The 16,601-nt window shown below is 41.6% G+C and carries 19 protein-coding genes; 5 read left to right on the forward strand and 14 right to left on the reverse strand.

The genetic code is table 11. The features are described from left to right. Positions 1-19: 19 nt before the first annotated feature. Complete coding sequence (gene cbpA / locus D3P96_RS07385) at positions 20-655, forward strand: cyclic di-AMP binding protein CbpA (protein WP_124943729.1); 636 nt, start codon at positions 20-22, stop codon at positions 653-655. 36 nt (positions 656-691) lie between these two features. On the opposite strand, the gene D3P96_RS07390 is transcribed toward cbpA, so the two are convergent. The 9 genes from D3P96_RS07390 to D3P96_RS07430 form a co-directional block, all read right to left on the reverse strand. Then, positions 692-1,264, reverse strand: a complete 573-nt coding sequence (locus D3P96_RS07390) for a hypothetical protein (RefSeq protein WP_124943730.1) — start codon at positions 1,262-1,264, stop codon at positions 692-694. Between the two features lie 231 nt (positions 1,265-1,495). After that, positions 1,496-2,242 (reverse strand): DUF4352 domain-containing protein, encoded by a 747-nt coding sequence (locus D3P96_RS07395; protein WP_124943731.1) that lies wholly within the window; start codon positions 2,240-2,242, stop codon positions 1,496-1,498. A gap of 369 nt (positions 2,243-2,611) precedes the next feature. Then, positions 2,612-4,297, reverse strand: coding sequence for a D-lactate dehydrogenase (gene dld, locus D3P96_RS07400; RefSeq protein WP_124943732.1), 1,686 nt, complete (start codon positions 4,295-4,297; stop codon positions 2,612-2,614). A 129-nt stretch (positions 4,298-4,426) separates the two neighbouring features. Next, the gene (locus D3P96_RS07405) at positions 4,427-5,617 is read right to left on the reverse strand and encodes an ABC transporter permease (RefSeq protein WP_124943733.1); all 1,191 of its coding nucleotides are present in this window, start codon (positions 5,615-5,617) and stop codon (positions 4,427-4,429) included. Next, complete coding sequence (locus tag D3P96_RS07410; RefSeq protein WP_124943734.1) at positions 5,607-6,284, reverse strand: ABC transporter ATP-binding protein; 678 nt, start codon at positions 6,282-6,284, stop codon at positions 5,607-5,609. The genes D3P96_RS07405 and D3P96_RS07410 overlap by 11 nt, the downstream gene beginning before the upstream one ends. A gap of 12 nt (positions 6,285-6,296) precedes the next feature. Further along, complete coding sequence (locus D3P96_RS07415; RefSeq protein WP_124943735.1) at positions 6,297-7,241, reverse strand: efflux RND transporter periplasmic adaptor subunit; 945 nt, start codon at positions 7,239-7,241, stop codon at positions 6,297-6,299. Between the two features lie 60 nt (positions 7,242-7,301). Continuing rightward, positions 7,302-8,522, reverse strand: coding sequence for a PH domain-containing protein (locus D3P96_RS07420; protein WP_244919082.1), 1,221 nt, complete (start codon positions 8,520-8,522; stop codon positions 7,302-7,304). A gap of 80 nt (positions 8,523-8,602) precedes the next feature. Next, a complete protein-coding gene (locus D3P96_RS07425) occupies positions 8,603-9,076 on the reverse strand; it encodes a hypothetical protein (protein ID WP_124943737.1) in 474 nt (157 codons plus the stop codon). 17 nt (positions 9,077-9,093) lie between these two features. Then, positions 9,094-9,369 (reverse strand): hypothetical protein, encoded by a 276-nt coding sequence (locus D3P96_RS07430; RefSeq protein WP_124943738.1) that lies wholly within the window; start codon positions 9,367-9,369, stop codon positions 9,094-9,096. 267 nt (positions 9,370-9,636) lie between these two features. On the opposite strand from D3P96_RS07430, the gene D3P96_RS07435 reads away from it, so the two are divergent. Beyond that, complete coding sequence (locus D3P96_RS07435) at positions 9,637-9,774, forward strand: enterocin L50 family leaderless bacteriocin (RefSeq protein ID WP_124943739.1); 138 nt, start codon at positions 9,637-9,639, stop codon at positions 9,772-9,774. 82 nt (positions 9,775-9,856) lie between these two features. On the opposite strand, the gene D3P96_RS07440 is transcribed toward D3P96_RS07435, so the two are convergent. From D3P96_RS07440 to D3P96_RS07450, 3 genes are read right to left on the reverse strand one after another with little or no spacing between them, the layout of a single operon-like run. Beyond that, positions 9,857-10,591 (reverse strand): hypothetical protein, encoded by a 735-nt coding sequence (locus D3P96_RS07440; protein ID WP_124943740.1) that lies wholly within the window; start codon positions 10,589-10,591, stop codon positions 9,857-9,859. A 47-nt stretch (positions 10,592-10,638) separates the two neighbouring features. Then, positions 10,639-11,439, reverse strand: coding sequence for a hypothetical protein (locus tag D3P96_RS07445; RefSeq protein WP_124943741.1), 801 nt, complete (start codon positions 11,437-11,439; stop codon positions 10,639-10,641). Between the two features lie 28 nt (positions 11,440-11,467). Then, complete coding sequence (locus D3P96_RS07450) at positions 11,468-11,830, reverse strand: winged helix-turn-helix transcriptional regulator (protein ID WP_124943757.1); 363 nt, start codon at positions 11,828-11,830, stop codon at positions 11,468-11,470. 121 nt (positions 11,831-11,951) lie between these two features. On the opposite strand from D3P96_RS07450, the gene D3P96_RS07455 reads away from it, so the two are divergent. Together D3P96_RS07455 and D3P96_RS07460 are read left to right on the forward strand one after the other, a co-directional pair. Next, positions 11,952-12,968 carry a zinc-binding alcohol dehydrogenase family protein gene (locus D3P96_RS07455; protein WP_124943758.1) on the forward strand — a complete coding sequence of 339 codons (1,017 nt, stop codon included), beginning with the start codon at positions 11,952-11,954 and terminating at the stop codon, positions 12,966-12,968. Positions 12,969-13,089: 121 nt separating this feature from the next. Further along, entirely contained in the window at positions 13,090-13,956 is an 867-nt protein-coding gene (locus D3P96_RS07460) for a YihY/virulence factor BrkB family protein (RefSeq protein ID WP_124943742.1), read from the forward strand. A gap of 211 nt (positions 13,957-14,167) precedes the next feature. Here D3P96_RS07460 and D3P96_RS07465 read toward each other — a convergent pair whose 3' ends face one another. Next, entirely contained in the window at positions 14,168-15,007 is an 840-nt protein-coding gene (locus D3P96_RS07465; protein WP_124943743.1) for an undecaprenyl-diphosphate phosphatase, read from the reverse strand. Between the two features lie 176 nt (positions 15,008-15,183). Here D3P96_RS07465 and D3P96_RS07470 point away from each other — a divergent pair, with 176 nt between their 5' ends. Further along, positions 15,184-15,426, forward strand: coding sequence for a PspC domain-containing protein (locus tag D3P96_RS07470; RefSeq protein ID WP_124943744.1), 243 nt, complete (start codon positions 15,184-15,186; stop codon positions 15,424-15,426). A 44-nt stretch (positions 15,427-15,470) separates the two neighbouring features. Here D3P96_RS07470 and D3P96_RS07475 read toward each other — a convergent pair whose 3' ends face one another. Further along, positions 15,471-16,589, reverse strand: coding sequence for an LCP family protein (locus D3P96_RS07475; protein WP_124943745.1), 1,119 nt, complete (start codon positions 16,587-16,589; stop codon positions 15,471-15,473). Between the last annotated feature and the right edge of the window lie 12 nt (positions 16,590-16,601).

The following is a 16,601-nucleotide window of genomic DNA, read 5'->3' on the forward strand; positions in this document are numbered from 1 at the left end:
ACAAGGAGGCCAGCGCCAGATGCTTGAAAATTTGGTGAAATCAAAAGATTCATTGACCGTGGTCACTGAAGACACCACCTTAAGTGAAGCACTCATGATAATCGAAGATTTCAATTATCGCGCGCTCCCTATTTTAGATCAAAGTGGACAACTCTTCCGGGGTGTTATCTACAAAATGCACTTGTATAAACACAAAGCTAATAATGGGGACATGCAGCAACCCGTTACGTCAGTGATGCGTAACACCACTAAATTCATCAATATCAATGATTCATTTTATGATCTCACTTTCGCGCTACGCGACCTCCCATTCATTTCCGTTTTAGACCACGAAAACCACTTTGCTGGCATCATCACGCACAATCGTTATATGCACTTACTTGAAGATTCATGGTGCCCAACGACTGCTAGTACTGTGCTAACCATTGCAACAAGTGGCGAACGTGGCAGCTTGGAACGTGTTTCAAAAATTATCGCGCGTTATACAACCGTGCTTTCACTTTTGACGCTGAATCCGGACAATGACTTGAGCACAGCTCGCATCGTTGCAACGATTCCAGCTGAGGTTAACGAAGCTACCATTGGCAAAATTTCACGTACTTTAGTGCGTAAAGGTTTTGCAATTGAGAACATTGAAAAAGTTCATCACGAATAAAAACGCATACCATGTCTGGTATGCGTTTTTTTGTTCTTATTGTTTAACTTGCGGATACCAAGGTAGTTTTTCATCACTATCTAGTGCATACTCAGGTGCCTTCTTTTGCATAAGTTTAAACCACTCATTATCAACTTCATTCCGATCTAATTTAGCTTCTTCATTATCTTCATAAATCGTATGTCCAAACCAAGCCTGACTCCCCCATTCAAACTGAATCTCAGCATAGGCAATTTTAGCTAGGTCTTCCTTTTGAAATTGTTGATTGATAGTTTCGGTAATTTCACGAGCTTGCGGTAATACAACATTCTCGATTGATTCACGATAATCAGCATTAGATAAATCTTGCCAATGCACAACATGCCCATTCATTTGATAAAACAAGTCCAACTTGGGATCAGTTTCTGAAAAATCCACAAAAATAAACGCACGCTCCGCACTCACATCTACAGCATTCACAGCTGCTTTAACTAATGAGATTTCCATCTCATGCCAATCATCTTCAGCTTCCCCAGAATCCATTGTAAATAATTCATCCAATTCGTTTATATCTGCGTTACCACGATTAACTTCTTCAATTTTGTCAGCAAATCTTGAAAAAAATCCCATGAGCATTTCTCACCTTTCGTTAGTTAAGTATAATTATCTTATTATGGCTGTCATTTTATCATATTTATTGCCAAAGAAAAGCATTTGATTGATTAATACGTGGTCCGTCATCTTATTGAAAAAGTTCATCACGAATAAAAACGCATACCATGTCTGGTATGCGTTTTTTGTTTCTATGATTTGTTTTACTTTATCCCATCGTAAACCAAAGACTGCTCATATTCATGATGATTAATTCAAATCAATTTCAAAGGCCTCTTCGTCATCAAACATGCTTCCCTTATAATCTAGCTTCAACTTATCTGCTGGATTGGCTTGTCCGATTAGGTCACCTGAAACAGTTGCCCCTGGCTTTAGATCGCCTGAGTCCAACTCATTATTATTATCAATATCTGTTTCCATCATATCAGTTGTGTTCCCATTGTTATCCAATTGGAAATCAAAACTATTGTAACTAATTGACTTGTCACTTTTATTAGTGATGGTAACGTTAGCAATCGCAAACTGATTACCATCCTTCAAAACAGTTGTCTCAGGATCATCGGGCTTGAAAGTAAATGAATTTACCTTGAACTCGACCCCCTTATAAGTCACTGTATCGCCAACCTTAAATGTCTTACCGTTGATTGAACCCTTTTCGGATGAACTTGATGCACTCTCATCATCTGAACTCGAGTCTTTTGCAACCTCTGATGTTGCATTATCAATTGACTTACTAAATGAATTTTGTGTAATCAAAACAATTGCAAAAGAAGCGATTGAAATAGCTAACCCAACTAAGGTCAAAACTTTCTTGTGCTTTCGATTTACGACTAACGAAATTAATCCTAAAATAACCCCCACAACAGCAAAAATCGCCGCAATATTATTAATAATTGGCATCCATGATAATGCTAACGCAATTGCACCGAACACTAATGCGATAATTGGCAACACTTTGCGCTCCGGTAACTTTCCCTGCTTGTTTTCTTCTGACATCCCTTTTCTCCCAAAAGCTTTTTACGTGGTTCATTTTTGCACGTAACTGAATTACTTTTATATTAAATTGTATTTTTTTGTTTTAAATAGCACTAAATGAATTTCATTCACAATTTAATTCCCCATGTATTTAAGTATATACAAGCAACGTCAAATTTGTCTAGAGCAAGCAAAGCGGATTTTTTGGAAAGCTTGTAACCACTGATATAATAACATTTATGAGAGGTTTGCGTACTTTTCAAAAACCGAGATATTTCATTTTTATTTCTATAACATTTCATTTGTTTCAAGGCTCGTGCGTGTAAAGTCGCCTTTTTACCCAAACAAAAAAGAGTCAACGCAATGCGTCGACTCTTTTCGTTTATGATTTTAGTAATTTCCGTAGTACTTCAAAGTTGATGTCTTTCCAATACCAGGGTTGAAACTATTAGTTGGATCATTCTTGTGATAGTGCTCCACCAAAGCTGGGGCAGCCTTATACAAGTGACCTACGTTGTGTTCAGCAGGGTAAATCGCACCGCGTTCATCGAAGATTTTAAGCATTTCTGCCTTCACTTCGTGCGCATCAACCCCCTTCTTCAATACGTAGTCTTGGTGCATCACGTGGTCCAAGAAGTGTCCATAATACAACTTGTATTGAATCTTATCCTCAAGCTCCTTTGGTAGGTGCTCGAACCAGTCGAATTCGTTACGTGGCAACGCCACATCAATTGGCAAGATTTCAAGATTATCATCTTGATAAACTTCTTCCAAACGAATGGCGACACTAGCTGTCACATAGCGGTGTGTTGCAGCAACCTTGGCTTCGTGTGGGGTACACTCGAAGTAATCCCCTTCTTCTGTCTTGAAGAATTCTTTCAAGTACGCGCGCGCCTCATCAATACCTTCACCCTCCATCTTCAATTGGAGATAGTGTTGGTAACGGTCACGATATTGTTCCATGCGCTTTGGCAATTGGTTTGGAATGGCATGGCTCATCGTTTGCAACATACGGTCTGGGAAATATGGCTTGAACGTTGGAATGTGGTCCAAAATACGTTCAGCAGTCGCACGCATATTAAACAAATATGGGAGTGCATCAGTTCCCAAGGTATCAATGACAACCAATGAATCCTTACCATACTTCTTGGCAAGGTCATAAGCTTCACGGTGCATGTACTCACCTGAAACAGGCAAGTGCTTGAATTCCGTCATGATATGACGACGCATCTTCTCAAGCACATCGGGATCATTGGTTCCGATGTAGAACACTTGTGAAGCGTCAGCCTTAGGATACGTGTCCATCCGAACCGCAAAAGTGGCAAGTTTTCCAGCCGCACCAGAAACTTCATAAAGTTCCTTAGGGTTAGCGTTGTAACGTGTTGGTTCAGACGCATTAACATCACGTACGCGGGCTTCATAATCACGCATATGTGCAACGTGCTTATCATCGCGTTCGACATTATTAATATCGAAATTGCGGTTTTCCAAATTCGTAATAATTTCTTCGGGTGTGTTTCCTAGATCAATGCCCAAATGGTTGACCAAATGTAATTCATCATTTTCATCGATTTGCGCATACAACGCAAGTTCAGTATAAGCTGGTCCACGTTGGATCAAAGCACCACCAGAATTGTTGTTCACACCACCAACTACTGTGGCACCGATGTTTGAAGATCCAATAACTGAGTGTGGCTCACGGTCAACGTCATCCAACGTTTCCTCGAGCTTGTGCAAGGTTGTTCCAGGAAAGGCTAAAACTTGCTCGTTATTGTTAATCAACTGCAAGCCCTTAATCCGCATACCGTTAACAATCACGATATCACGGTCGTAGCCTGATGCTGGAATTGACCCTTCAGTCAAACCAGTATTCGCAGCCTGCATCAAGATAATGATATTATGCTTGTGCAACACCTCTAAAACATGCCACAACTCCATTAAGTCAGCTGGCTTAACAACCGCGAGGGCATCCCCTTTTCCTGAACGATATCCTTCGCGATAGGGACGTGAACGTTCCTTTGATGTAATCACATTATGCTTTCCGACAATTTCCGTAAGCTCTTCCACTACAGTCATATTTCACAAACCCTCCAATTAAGATCTCTTTACAGTATTATTATACCACTTTCATTTTAAGGTATCGGATATCCGTGCAAAGACACATTGTGCCACAAAAAAAGCAGCCAGTAAGCTGACTGCCTTTGTTTATCTGAGGATATCAATTAAGTTTTTATTGGCAGCCTGTTTTGCTGGTAACCAGCCAAAAATGACCCCAACAATCGTTGACACACCAATCGCAAACAACACATCCTTGAAAGTAATCACTGCTTTAATATGCATATTACCTGGAATCAATTTAACCGCTCCTGAAGCAATTAAGTACCCTGATACCAAGCCCAGTAATCCCCCAGTGACGGTCAAGATAATCGCCTCAATCAAGAATTGATTACGAATATTGGCTTCCGTAGCCCCAACGGCCAAACGAATACCAATTTCCTGGGTTCGTTCCGAAACGGAGATGTACATCATATTCATCACGCCAATTCCGGCAATAAACAATGAAATCCCAGCCACCGCTGTTACAAAGAACGTAATGCCGTTCAAGACCTTACTAATCTGGCCAATCCATTTGTTATTGTCTTCATACTCATAAGTTCCATTCTGACGATTGGCACCATTTTGTTTGAGCAATTTTTCGGCCTTACGCCCAACCTTTTGGGGATTAGCGCCTTTTTTTACCGACAAAGTCATCACTGATCCTGTCGTATTATTTTCTTTCAAATACGCCCGATACGGAATAATGGCGCCACCTTGGTACGTATCATCCGTTGTAAACGTACCAATCACAGTATACGCATAATTCCCCAAAGTCACTGATTTGCCGAGCGCCTTTTCCGGTGAACCAAAATACTGTTTCGCCAAATGCTTACTGATCAATATGCTATTTTGCCCCACGTCCAAATCAGACTGGCTAAAATAACGACCACTATCAAGAGTTGGACCACCACTACGTTTGTGCGCCACGGTAAAATCCAATTCGCTTGGATCACCGTTGATACTGCCAAAGTCACTACCATAATCACCCGACAGCGTCGACGTTTTGGCATCTGTAATTTCAGGACCAATCTCACTGCTTCGTAGAAAGCTCACGTCTGATTGCGTGAACCCATTCAGCCCCGAGTCGGTATTACTATTGAAATCGATGACGGCTTTCAGTTCGCCACTCTTTGACGTTTTGAATTGCGACTTGGCCATCTGATTGACGCCATTACCAATCGCCATAATCGTAATCACCGAAGCAATCCCAATCACGATCCCGATAATGGTCATGAACGAACGCTTCGGATTCATTTTAAGGGACTTAAAGGCAGTGATAATCGTTTCTCTAAATGTCATAGTCGGCCCCCATCACTTGTCCATCCAAGATTTTGATGAGACGCTCCGCCTGTTCACCAACTGAGGCATCGTGCGTCACAATAATCAACGTTGTTCCAGCAGCATTCAATCGCTTGAAAACATCCATAATTTCAACGGTCGTTGCACTGTCTAGCGCTCCAGTCGGTTCGTCCGCAATCACAATGTTTGGATTCGTCACAATCGCCCGAGCAATCGCAACGCGTTGTTGTTGTCCACCTGATAATAGTTTTGGGTAAGCATCGGCTTTATCTAAGATACCAACTTGCGCTAGCACGCCTTCAACGATTTGCCGAATTTCTTTAGCCTTCTTCCCCTGGTACTGCAAGGGCAACCCAACATTATCCGCCACCGTCATATTATTGATGAGCTTAAAGTTTTGAAAGACCCAACCAACATTCTCATTCCGAAAACGCGTGTACTGCTTCTTACTCAACGCCCGCGTATCGCGATCGTTTAGCCAGTAGCTTCCTGAAAAGTCACGGTCTAGTAAACCAATAATGTTCAATAACGTCGATTTTCCTGACCCAGAATGTCCCATAATTGCGACAAACTCACCATCGTTAATCGTCATGTTAATGTCCTTTAGGACATGTTGTTCCTCTTTTCCATGTGTAAAAAATTTATTGATTTGCTTTAGCTCTAACATCTGGTGCGCCCCCTAAATCTGCTTGCCATCTAGGTCACGCTGACCTGGCGCTTTGACAACTGTGGCATTAGGACTCAAACCCGCCTCGTCAACAATATAGCTGGCCCCAGATTTCTGCATTGGTAGTGCCTGTTTGTGGGCTCGGCCACCTTGAACTAAATAGACATACGCTTGTCCGTCTTCTTTTTTTACAGCAGAAGCCGGCAAGGCGACTTTATCTTGCTTAATTTTAAGGGTAACTTGTTGGCCAACCCGATACTTTGGTGAAGCCGTGGTTTTAAAGTCATAGCTTGTCACTTTGCCACTCGTCTTAGCGATTTGTGCAATGAAAGTGATTTTTTCCGTTGACGTCACATCCCCAGCGTTTGTCGCAACTTGCGCGGCATCCCCTGTTGCCAAACTATCATAGTCAAAATCCGTTACACTTGAGGCGATATACTTATCAGTTGAAGCAATCGCAACTTTAACATTACTCGTATCTGTATCATCGATTGATACCGTACCGTCATATGGCGCTACGATACTTTTGTTGGCTTGATTTAATTTACGTTGCGCATCCGTCAATTCAGCTCGCAGATCGCTGGTGTCGCCCCCTTGTTGTTGGGCATTGGCAATTTGGGTCTGGAGTTGATTGACCTTGTTCGTCCCATCAGTCAAATCTTGTTGATTCGTTGCGACACCCAGCACATCACCAGCACTTACATTCGCACCATCGTTCACATAGAGATTCACCTTTGCACCCTCTGGTACGTTAATATCTTGGTGATGGCGCGCCTTCACTAACCCTGATTCACTAATCGGCTGAACTTGTACAGGATGTACCGTCGCCTCCTTTTGATCTTCTTTTGATTGTTGCGGCTTAGATACGGCCATGATGATTCCCACAATCACCACCGCCAAGACGATAACACCGAAAATAATACGGCGCTTTTTCCCTTTAAACACTCGTTTGAACATCTTCTGTTCCTCCCAAAGATACGATTGCACGGTCAATGTTTATAGTTTACCTGATTATCGTTATGATTCAATAGCCACAAACCGCAAAGCTGGATTCTGATCTGTACGCAAAATTTGTATTTCTCCAAACTGCGCTATCCTTAATCGCGTTTCTGACCCTAGCGTCTGTAACGGCAAATAATAACAACTACGATTCACATAGCCAACCTGCACCCTAAGTAAATCCGCGGTATCTTTCACGATACATGTCAGTAATGGACGCATAATCGGCGGAATGGCGAGTACCAGTAACCACATCCAACTGATCTGCGTTAATTGATATAGTCCGACCACACCAGCCAAGAGAGCCGCGGCAGTCATTACTGCCATCGTTATTTTCCGACGTCGTGGTGCACTTGGAAAAAGAGATTGATGTCCTAAAGCTATGCTAAATTGATTTTCGACCCACCTCCGTACCTGGTGCTCCGATGCAAATGGCAGTAACAAACATTTAGTTTGGGTATCCGGCGCAGGGTCATTCAAAATCGCTGACACCTGATAAAGGTGCAACAGACGCAAGCCAACGTTCTGCTCAAGCTTAATGCCCATAACATCATCGCGGCTCAGTACATTACGATCACGTTCGAGCCAACCATTACTAATAACAAAATAGTCAGCATGCACGATTAATTTAAATTTTGCATACTTAAAATACTGCAGGCCGATTGACCAGGCTGGCATCACCGCTAACAAGATTCCAATCATCCAGCCATTTACCACCACATTGATGCCTACATGCAGCGTCACCCAATCACGAATTTGTGCTAAATCCATGACAAAGGGCACCATCAATAAATAATTCGCAGACAAGAGACCCGTTAATAGAAGCCGTTTAGTTGTAACGCCTGATACAATTGATACCCCCGTTGTCGTTTCTTGTGGTTCAACATTGTTTTCCAATTGATTTAATGCCTGCTCAAGCCGGACTAGTTCGGCTTGCTTCAAAGCACAAAATGTCACTTCGGTCTCGTCCCCGCTATTTTTAAAATACAATGTTATGCCTGAAACCCGAAACAGCTGCTGTAACCAATTTTGCTCGATGCGATAATTCACCAATGCTTGTTTTTGATGCAATTCAAATCTGCGTTGTTCAAAGCACCCATAGCATATTAGGATAGCTGATTCTTTTATCTGATAAGTCGTATGCCGATAAGATAGACCGATTGCGACAACCTGATAAATACCAAAGACAAGCCACAGTGGCATTACCAAATCCGGACGCCCCAAGACATGCTGTAGCATTTGGATCACTGGTATCCAAAATAAACCATCAATAATTGCGCGCTCACCTCTAATTAAAAAAAATGCATTTGCTTGCTTGTTCATTTTGCTAGCTCCATGTTTTTAACCTCTGCATTAAATTGAGCAATCAAGCGATGAACTTCGTGCTCTGGCACCCCCTGTAACGCAAAACAACGGGCTGCGGTCTGAATTTCAACATCACTAATATGCAAATACTGCTTTATTACATGCGTTTGTTGCGTAATCCCGTACACACGAGCATACGGAATCCAGGTCTTACGTTTAAACACCCGTCCTTGTTCTAAAATAAAGTGCTGCTGTTCATGATCCATACGTAAACAGGCCGTCACATAATAATTTCGTTGATGCAGATACTCAAAGAGTAGCCCGACCATGAAGGCCCCCAATAACCACCCATCCCAACTTGAACGCAAAGCTAATACGCGTCGCCCCCACAGGAGTCCAGCTAATATGCATCCATCTATACTCAACATTGCCCCCATGGCATAGAACCAATACTTACGTGTTGATTGCCACATCTGCTTCGTTTCCATAACTCCCCCTCGTTTCATCATCCCCCAATTTCTGCCAAATGTTTTTTATAGATAACTTCAGCAATTGATGGTCGAATCGCTTTTTCATATACCAAAAAGTCTAGATACTCTTTAAATTCAGCTTTACTTTGTGCGGTAATAATTTTTTGTCGAATTAAGTTAAGTTTCTTTTTTGCAACAAAGTATGATTCCCCGCTCTTTTTTTGATAATGGTTTATCTTAAAATCAACTTCGATAAACTCTCTGATCAGTTGTAATTCCTGCTCACTTAAAACCTTAATCCACCTTTCCATCTTGTATCACTCCCTCTATTGACATAAATCCAACTCAACTTTATAAAAACAGGGTATTTTTGTCAAACGAAAAGAAATTATTTTCACTTGAGTTATAAATAAAATTTAAATAAATTCACATTTTCATCACTTCACTATTTTTTTATCCATCCAGCGTCTGGGAATACGCCCTTTTTTGAAATTACAAGGATATTTTTATCTTTCCGATTTTCTTAAGCTTAAAACATAGCTGGTAATCACAACACATATTAAGGAGGAAGCTGATAAATGGGAATTGCACTACGATTAGCTCGAAAATACGGTTGGAAATTCTATCGCACAATTATGCGCTGGATTGGCGAAGGTTATAGAATTGCCTGGATGGAGAAACAATTAAAAAAGCGCACTCGTAAGCTCCGACACTAAACATTTACTTCATAAACTATCACCAGCTAAAAAAAGACCATCACATAATTGTGATGATCTTTTTTAGTGTTTTAAAACGCATTTAGCGAATTTTCTTACCAGGTAACGTGACCAAACTCCAGACAAACATAATTACTGGCATAATCAAAACGACCCAGAAACCAATGCCGATAAATTCTGAATAATCGATATTCAAGCTACCCAAAATTGAATTTTCAAGTTCTTGATAGACCGTGATAATCGCATAAACAATGACACCAAAGTCCACCAATGCAAGTAACATGGCAATTGCCTTAGCAATATAGCTCCGGATTAATTGTAAAACCATGTATAGGATTGGGCAGATAATCAAGATGTACATCAATATGGTAATCTTGTGCGCATCAATTCCAATCGTGGTCAAATATGCACTGGAGTTATTCAAAAAATCATACAAGCGAATCGTTCGTTCATCAGTATTTGGTAAATCAATTTGTAAAAATGGCAAGGTAAACAAGGCTAACAAATCGACAAACCCAATGATAAACCCAATCACGCTTGTTCGTGAACGTCGTCCACTTGGTTGTGGTGCAGGTTGTTCAACAATGACTTCGGGTTGTTTATCGACCTCTTCTGGCGCAACCTCAGTCTCTGGTTCTGGTACATCCGTAACAGCATACGTTTGATCATATTTCGCGACCCGCGTCGCTGGTGTCTCTTTTTCTGCCAATTCGTCTACATTTTGTTGTTGATTTTGCATTAATTCTGCAAGTTCAGCCTCAGTCGGCCGGCGCCCGTACAACTTTTCAAATGCTTCAATTACTTCTTGTTTATTCATTTTTTCATACCCCTATCGCGCCTATTTGCAACTTCTCATGTGCCTGATTATTGATATTGGGCAATTAACGCCTTTAATTCAGATTGTGCAGCCGCATCTTCAGAAACTTGGAAGGTTTCGTCCGGTGCATATTTAGCCGTGTATTCACCATCATCGTTATACTCACCAAAACCAGTATTAGTTGATGCTGGACTACCATTACCTAACTTCAATTCGTAAACAACACCATTATCACCCAGGAGATACTTAGAAATTGGCTTATCAAAATTCATATCAACAGAATAGTTTCCAGCAATTGAACTTTCAGCTGAAAGATCTTGTTGACCAATCTTGCCTGACTTTGACTTATAGAAGACACAGCCACCCAGTGAATGAATTTTAAACCCGGCTTTACCTGGATTGTCTTGGTTTTGAACTTGAATTTCACCATCTGGTGAATCCGCATACCAATCACCGCGACCAGCAGCTCCGTGATCAAAATACCAATTCGTTACGGCCATGTGACCCATTTTGGCCCGTTCACCGGCCCAGTTATTAAAGGCTTGATTGATTTTTTCAGCTTGTGCTGCCGTTAAATTTACGGATGACTGACTGGTATGACTCTCGCTCGACATCGTTGCTGAATCCGATGATTCCTGGGCTTGTGATTCCGAAGACGCCTTTGATTCTGACGCCGCCTTACTTGAGGCCTCTGACATTGAGCGCTCTTTGGCAGCCAAACTTGAGCTTGAAGCAGACATTTCAACTTTTTGCGCATGATGCTTCGCAAAGGCAGCCCCTGCAAAAACTGAACCTCCCAATAAAACGACGACTCCTAAAATAACTAACCAAATCTGTTTCTTTTTCATTTCCCAACTCCATACTTCCCTAATTTATTTATACTTCATCTGCGCCATCATTGGCACGAGCATGCACCTCATCGGCGTAATCCTCGCCCCAAGCGGCCATTGCTTGAATCACCGGTTTGAATGTTGCCCCAAACTCAGTCATCCGATATTCCGTTTTTACGGGAACAACCGGATAGACTGTCTTATGTATAACACCATCTTCTTCTAGTTCTGCTAGCTGCTTAGCTAACATGCGTTTGGAAACATATGGTAATTTTTCCTGTAATTCAGAAAAGCGTAATACTGTATTCTCAAATAGATGATACAAAATCACACTTTTCCATTTACCCGCAATAAACTGTAACGTATTCTGCACTGGACAACCCACATCGCAATCATATAATTTACGCATCATATTTCCCCCACTACTCTATGATACCATTTTCAGCCAGGTGCACAATAATTCACCTCTTCCTATTCATTTAAATAAGTGTAGTATATGAGTTGTCAGGAGGTTTGATATGAATAATTCAATGAAAGCTGTTGGTTTTTACCAACATTTACCTATTACAGACCCAGCGAGTTTTGAAAATGTAACACTCGCCATCCCCACACCCGAAGCACATGACCTACTAGTTGAAGTGCAAGGGGTTTCGGTAAACCCCGTGGATACTGGTGTTCGCAAGGGAGGCCGTAAGAATAAATTAGCCCACCCAAAGATTATCGGATGGGATTCCGTCGGAACAGTCACAGCTGTTGGTGATGAGGTAACCTTGTTTGCTCCCGGTGATCGTGTTTGGTACGCCGGCGAATTTACAAAGCCCGGTAGTGATGAAGAATTTCAAACAGTCGATGAACGTATTGTTGGCCATGCACCCAAGACACTAACTGATCAACAAGCTGCTGCCATCCCATTGGTTGGCTTAACGGCTTATGAAGCTTTATTTGAAAAAATGCATTTGAATTTCACTTCCCATAAAGGTGAAAGTATTTTAATCATCAATGGTTCTGGTGGTGTAGGTTCAATGGCCGTGCAGCTTGCCAAACTAGCTGGTTTAACCGTCATTGCGACCGCATCCAAGCCTGCTTCAGTCGATTGGGTTAACCAACTGGGCACTGATTATGTCGTGGACCACCATCAGGATTTGGTAAAACAAGTTCGTGACCTTGGTTTTAAAAATGTGGATTATATTTTGAATCTAAATAATTTGGATGCCCATTGGCAAGAAATTGCTGAATTAATTCGTCCCGACGGGATGATTGCGGCAACAACTGAAAATCATCGTTTAATTGACTTACAAGCGTTAACCAAGAAGCGTGCAACGTTTGCTTGGGAATGGATGTATAGTAAGTCATATTACCAAACTGATAATATGATTACGCAACATGATATTTTGGATCATATTGCCCAGTTATATAACGACAAAGCGCTCCAACCAATAGATACTGTACATTATCAACCCATTAATGCTGAGAATATGCGTAAAGCGCATGCCGATGTTGAATCCGGGCATATGGTTGGTAAAGTAAGTCTCACTAATTGGTCATAATTTAAATTAAACGGCGTCCCAAATATGGGTCGCCTTATTTTATTCAGGTATCCCATATTTATTTACGCTCTCATTTCGTATAGAATAGTATGATGACGATTGGAAGGAGGGCGTAACGAACATGCGGAAATATATGAAGAAATTCATGAATAGCTCAGCAATGCAGACCATTATTGATTATTGTACCCGTATTTATTTGGGTTATTCGAGTGCAGCCATTACGTATTACGCCCTGCTCGCCATTTTACCGACCTTAATTGTCGCTGGTAACTTACTATCGATTCTCAATTTAAATTTAAATAATGTTATGCATTTTCTCAATCATTCACTGCCCCCGTCTGCATTAACGATTATCCGCCCTATTATTAAATCAATTTTGACGCAGCATAATCTAGGTGGTTTCTCAATCTCACTGATTGTCATGCTCTGGACGATGTCCCGCATGGTTGCATCCATCCGTATCTCTCAAAATACAATCTATGGGGTCAAACCCAAGCATATTGCCATTATTGATCAGTTCGTTTCCTTTTTCTGGCTCATCTTGATTCTTGGCATTATTGCGGCATTGCTAATGTTCGCGGCTTTCGGATCAAGCATTTTAGATGCTCTACCACTAAGAGAAAACACGATTCAACATATCAACGCCTCGCGTCCCTACATCGTTGCGATTGGGCTATTTATCGGGGTCAGTCTCTTTAATTGGTTGCTCCCTGCTAAGAAACCCTGGTTACCTTGGGCGCTCTTAGGAACCTTCCTGGAAGTTTCTGCATTCATGCTCTTAACGCAAGCCTTTAGTGTTTACGTTTCGGTTATCGCAAAAGCCTATTCCTTCTACCAAGCGATTGGTTCTGTGATTGTTGCTATGTTGTGGCTCAACTTCATGGCGTTAATTAGTAATATCTGTACGATTATCACGGCCATTCTAAATGATTTTTGGCCAGGTACTTCTTTACGCCGGCGTTCACCATTCCAAGCCCGGGTAAAGTAAACAAATTTAAGTTCTATTTCAGCCCTACTTATCAAATGTTTAAGCTAACGGCGTTATATTATATTCATACCTAATTAAGAGAAAAGCAACCCATACTTTTTTCATAAACCTACTCCTATAAAAAGAACACCAGGTGCCCACCTGGCGTTCTTTTTTTTACACAATTTTGCAAAAAGAAAAACACCTGCCAATGGCAGGTGTTTTCGTTTAATTAGGCTTTAATGACACCAACTAAGATCAAGGCGATAACTAAGATACCAACCGCAATTCGGTAGTATCCAAAGGCCTTAAAGTCGTTCTTCTTAACATAGTCAAGCAAGAACTTAATGGCGATATAGGCAACAACCCATGAAACCATGAATCCGACGAACAATACTCCTGATTGAATCATGGTGAAGCTACCGCCCTTAAGGAAGTAACTACCAAGCTTCAATACCGCAATACCGAACATCATTGGAATACTCATGAAGAATGAGAACTCCGTTGCCACGAAACGAGAAGCACCCAAGAGCAAAGCTCCTAAGATGGTTGCCCCTGAACGTGATGTTCCAGGAATAATGGCAAGCACTTGGAAGAATCCAATGAACAAGGCCATCTTGTAACTCATGGCATTCAAATCAGTCAACCATGGTTGCTTATCAGCTAAGTAATTTTCAATAATGATAAACAAGAAACCATAAAGGATCAACATTGCAGCAACAACCCAAACGTTGTCGCCCATGTAATCATTCAAGGCTAACCCAATAATCGCTGAAGGCAACACTCCCACGATTACCTTTGACCACAAACGCCAAGTTTGATTTTTCTCAACTTGCGTCTTAGAGCGGGCAAATGGGTTCAGCTTATTGAAGTAGAGCTGTAGCACGGCCATAATTGCTCCAAGTTGAATCACATATTCATACATGTGCGTGAAGGCCTTCGTCCAAACCGCTCCACCAGGAATTCCCATCAGTGAGTCGGCGATAATAATATGCCCTGTTGATGAAATTGGTAGGAATTCAGTAATTCCTTCGACAATTCCAATAATAAAGGACTTTAAAAGTTCAATCATAAGTTATCTCCTATATTTACTTAACACTAACATACCAAAATTTTTCTGCTAGCAAAACCCTTATCCAGTTTTTTTAATGCTTTTTAAATTAGCGTATAATATTCCTTGCAATGTTATACGCTGTACAGTATAATTTTATGTATAAACTAAACATATATGAAATAGGAGAAAATATTATGAAGAAGAAGTTATATAAGTCAGACAATCGTGTCCTCGCCGGAGTACTTGGTGGAATCGCCAACTACCTAAACGTTGACCCAACCGTCATTCGTGTCATCTTTGTGATTCTAACAATGCTTACAAGCATTGTTCCCTGTGTGATTTTCTATGTAATTGCCGCAATGATTATGCCCGATATGCCTAACTTCTCACAATATGAACGTGAAGATGTTACGCCTAACCAAGACGACGAAATCTAATAAAACGAAAAGCACTGCCGAGCTTATGCTTGGCAGTGCTTTTTTTATGGTGTTGGTAAGCCACTTTGGGCAAGGTCCATTTCATCAACGTCCCCACCGTAGAGCGGCCCAGTTTCTGCAGGTTTCAAATCCAACGCTTTCCGCAATTGATTCGTCACCGGTTGCTTAACTTCAGTACTAATGAATTCCGAAGAACCCCGTTTTGTGTCATACGTTTGACCCGTCAAATGACCAGTTTTAATCGACTTAGCTGCTAACAAGTAGTTACCGCTAATTTGTTCGATGTCTTGTGAAGATAAATCAGTCTTCACAGATTGACTGACAGCTGAAATAAAATCAGCATCTGCTAGCCGAAGAGGGTTCGACAAAGCCTTCTTGGCAATTCCTTGTATAACTAATCGTTGCCGTGCTTGGCGGCCATAGTCACCTGATGGATCTTGATAACGCATGCGTGAAAAGGCTAGCGCTGCTTTCCCATCCATCCGATCATATGAATGGGTCACATCATTCTTACCCGTGTGCGTAAAGTGTGATGAGCCTTTTTTGAACTTATACAAATTCCCGGGATCACTATGGGCCGTTTCAGGATTGAATTCAAAGGTTAGTGGTGAAACCACCTGAATGCCACCTAACTCATTCACAACCTGCTCCAACCCCCGCATATTCACAATCGCATAGTAATCAATTGGTACGTTCAACCACCGTTGCACCGTCTGAATCGATGTTTTGGCTGATCCATACTCATACGCTGAATTCAGCTTAGCCGGAAATTCATGTTCGTAGCCGACCGGCGCGACAATACTATCACGTGGTAGTGACACCAGTGTCGTGGTCTTCTGTTCAGGATTCACAACCGCTAACATCAAAGAATCCGTCCGTCCCTTATAGTTACGCCCGAATTCTCCTGTATCTGTCCCCATTAATAAAATAGAAAACGGTTTGCGTTGCTTTAGGAGTTTACTCCCGTTGCGCGATTTTTTCACGTGCGCCGGTTGATAGGCTTGATTCATCGCACGATTAGCATTGATTAGCGTATGTATACCAAACCCTACGCCAATCGCCATCATTATCAACGTTACCGCTAACACAATGTTGCGTTCCCGATACGCCGACTTAATATAACGTGGTCCACGGACAACACGTCGTTTCTTTCTATCTGACATGCATGGTGCCCC

This window comes from Weissella viridescens (assembly GCF_003862435.1).
GTDB lineage: Bacteria > Bacillota > Bacilli > Lactobacillales > Lactobacillaceae > Weissella > Weissella viridescens_A.

What these genes read in the sequence shown, in the direction of transcription:
- cbpA (WP_124943729.1), top strand. Translation starts at nt 20, where the DNA reads ATGCTTGAAAATTTGGTGAAATCAAAAGATTCATTGACCGTGGTCACT.
- D3P96_RS07460 (WP_124943742.1), top strand. Translation starts at nt 13,090, where the DNA reads ATGCGGAAATATATGAAGAAATTCATGAATAGCTCAGCAATGCAGACC.
- D3P96_RS07410 (WP_124943734.1), bottom strand. Translation starts at nt 6,284, where the DNA reads ATGTTAGAGCTAAAGCAAATCAATAAATTTTTTACACATGGAAAAGAG.
- D3P96_RS07425 (WP_124943737.1), bottom strand. Translation starts at nt 9,076, where the DNA reads ATGGAAACGAAGCAGATGTGGCAATCAACACGTAAGTATTGGTTCTAT.
- D3P96_RS07455 (WP_124943758.1), top strand. Translation starts at nt 11,952, where the DNA reads ATGAAAGCTGTTGGTTTTTACCAACATTTACCTATTACAGACCCAGCG.
- D3P96_RS07450 (WP_124943757.1), bottom strand. Translation starts at nt 11,830, where the DNA reads ATGCGTAAATTATATGATTGCGATGTGGGTTGTCCAGTGCAGAATACG.
- D3P96_RS07470 (WP_124943744.1), top strand. Translation starts at nt 15,184, where the DNA reads ATGAAGAAGAAGTTATATAAGTCAGACAATCGTGTCCTCGCCGGAGTA.
- D3P96_RS07435 (WP_124943739.1), top strand. Translation starts at nt 9,637, where the DNA reads ATGGGAATTGCACTACGATTAGCTCGAAAATACGGTTGGAAATTCTAT.
- D3P96_RS07445 (WP_124943741.1), bottom strand. Translation starts at nt 11,439, where the DNA reads ATGAAAAAGAAACAGATTTGGTTAGTTATTTTAGGAGTCGTCGTTTTA.
- D3P96_RS07390 (WP_124943730.1), bottom strand. Translation starts at nt 1,264, where the DNA reads ATGGGATTTTTTTCAAGATTTGCTGACAAAATTGAAGAAGTTAATCGT.
- D3P96_RS07420 (WP_244919082.1), bottom strand. Translation starts at nt 8,522, where the DNA reads ATGCTACAGCATGTCTTGGGGCGTCCGGATTTGGTAATGCCACTGTGG.
- dld (WP_124943732.1), bottom strand. Translation starts at nt 4,297, where the DNA reads ATGACTGTAGTGGAAGAGCTTACGGAAATTGTCGGAAAGCATAATGTG.
- D3P96_RS07395 (WP_124943731.1), bottom strand. Translation starts at nt 2,242, where the DNA reads ATGTCAGAAGAAAACAAGCAGGGAAAGTTACCGGAGCGCAAAGTGTTG.
- D3P96_RS07415 (WP_124943735.1), bottom strand. Translation starts at nt 7,241, where the DNA reads ATGTTCAAACGAGTGTTTAAAGGGAAAAAGCGCCGTATTATTTTCGGT.
- D3P96_RS07430 (WP_124943738.1), bottom strand. Translation starts at nt 9,369, where the DNA reads ATGGAAAGGTGGATTAAGGTTTTAAGTGAGCAGGAATTACAACTGATC.
- D3P96_RS07405 (WP_124943733.1), bottom strand. Translation starts at nt 5,617, where the DNA reads ATGACATTTAGAGAAACGATTATCACTGCCTTTAAGTCCCTTAAAATG.
- D3P96_RS07440 (WP_124943740.1), bottom strand. Translation starts at nt 10,591, where the DNA reads ATGAATAAACAAGAAGTAATTGAAGCATTTGAAAAGTTGTACGGGCGC.
- D3P96_RS07475 (WP_124943745.1), bottom strand. Translation starts at nt 16,589, where the DNA reads ATGTCAGATAGAAAGAAACGACGTGTTGTCCGTGGACCACGTTATATT.
- D3P96_RS07465 (WP_124943743.1), bottom strand. Translation starts at nt 15,007, where the DNA reads ATGATTGAACTTTTAAAGTCCTTTATTATTGGAATTGTCGAAGGAATT.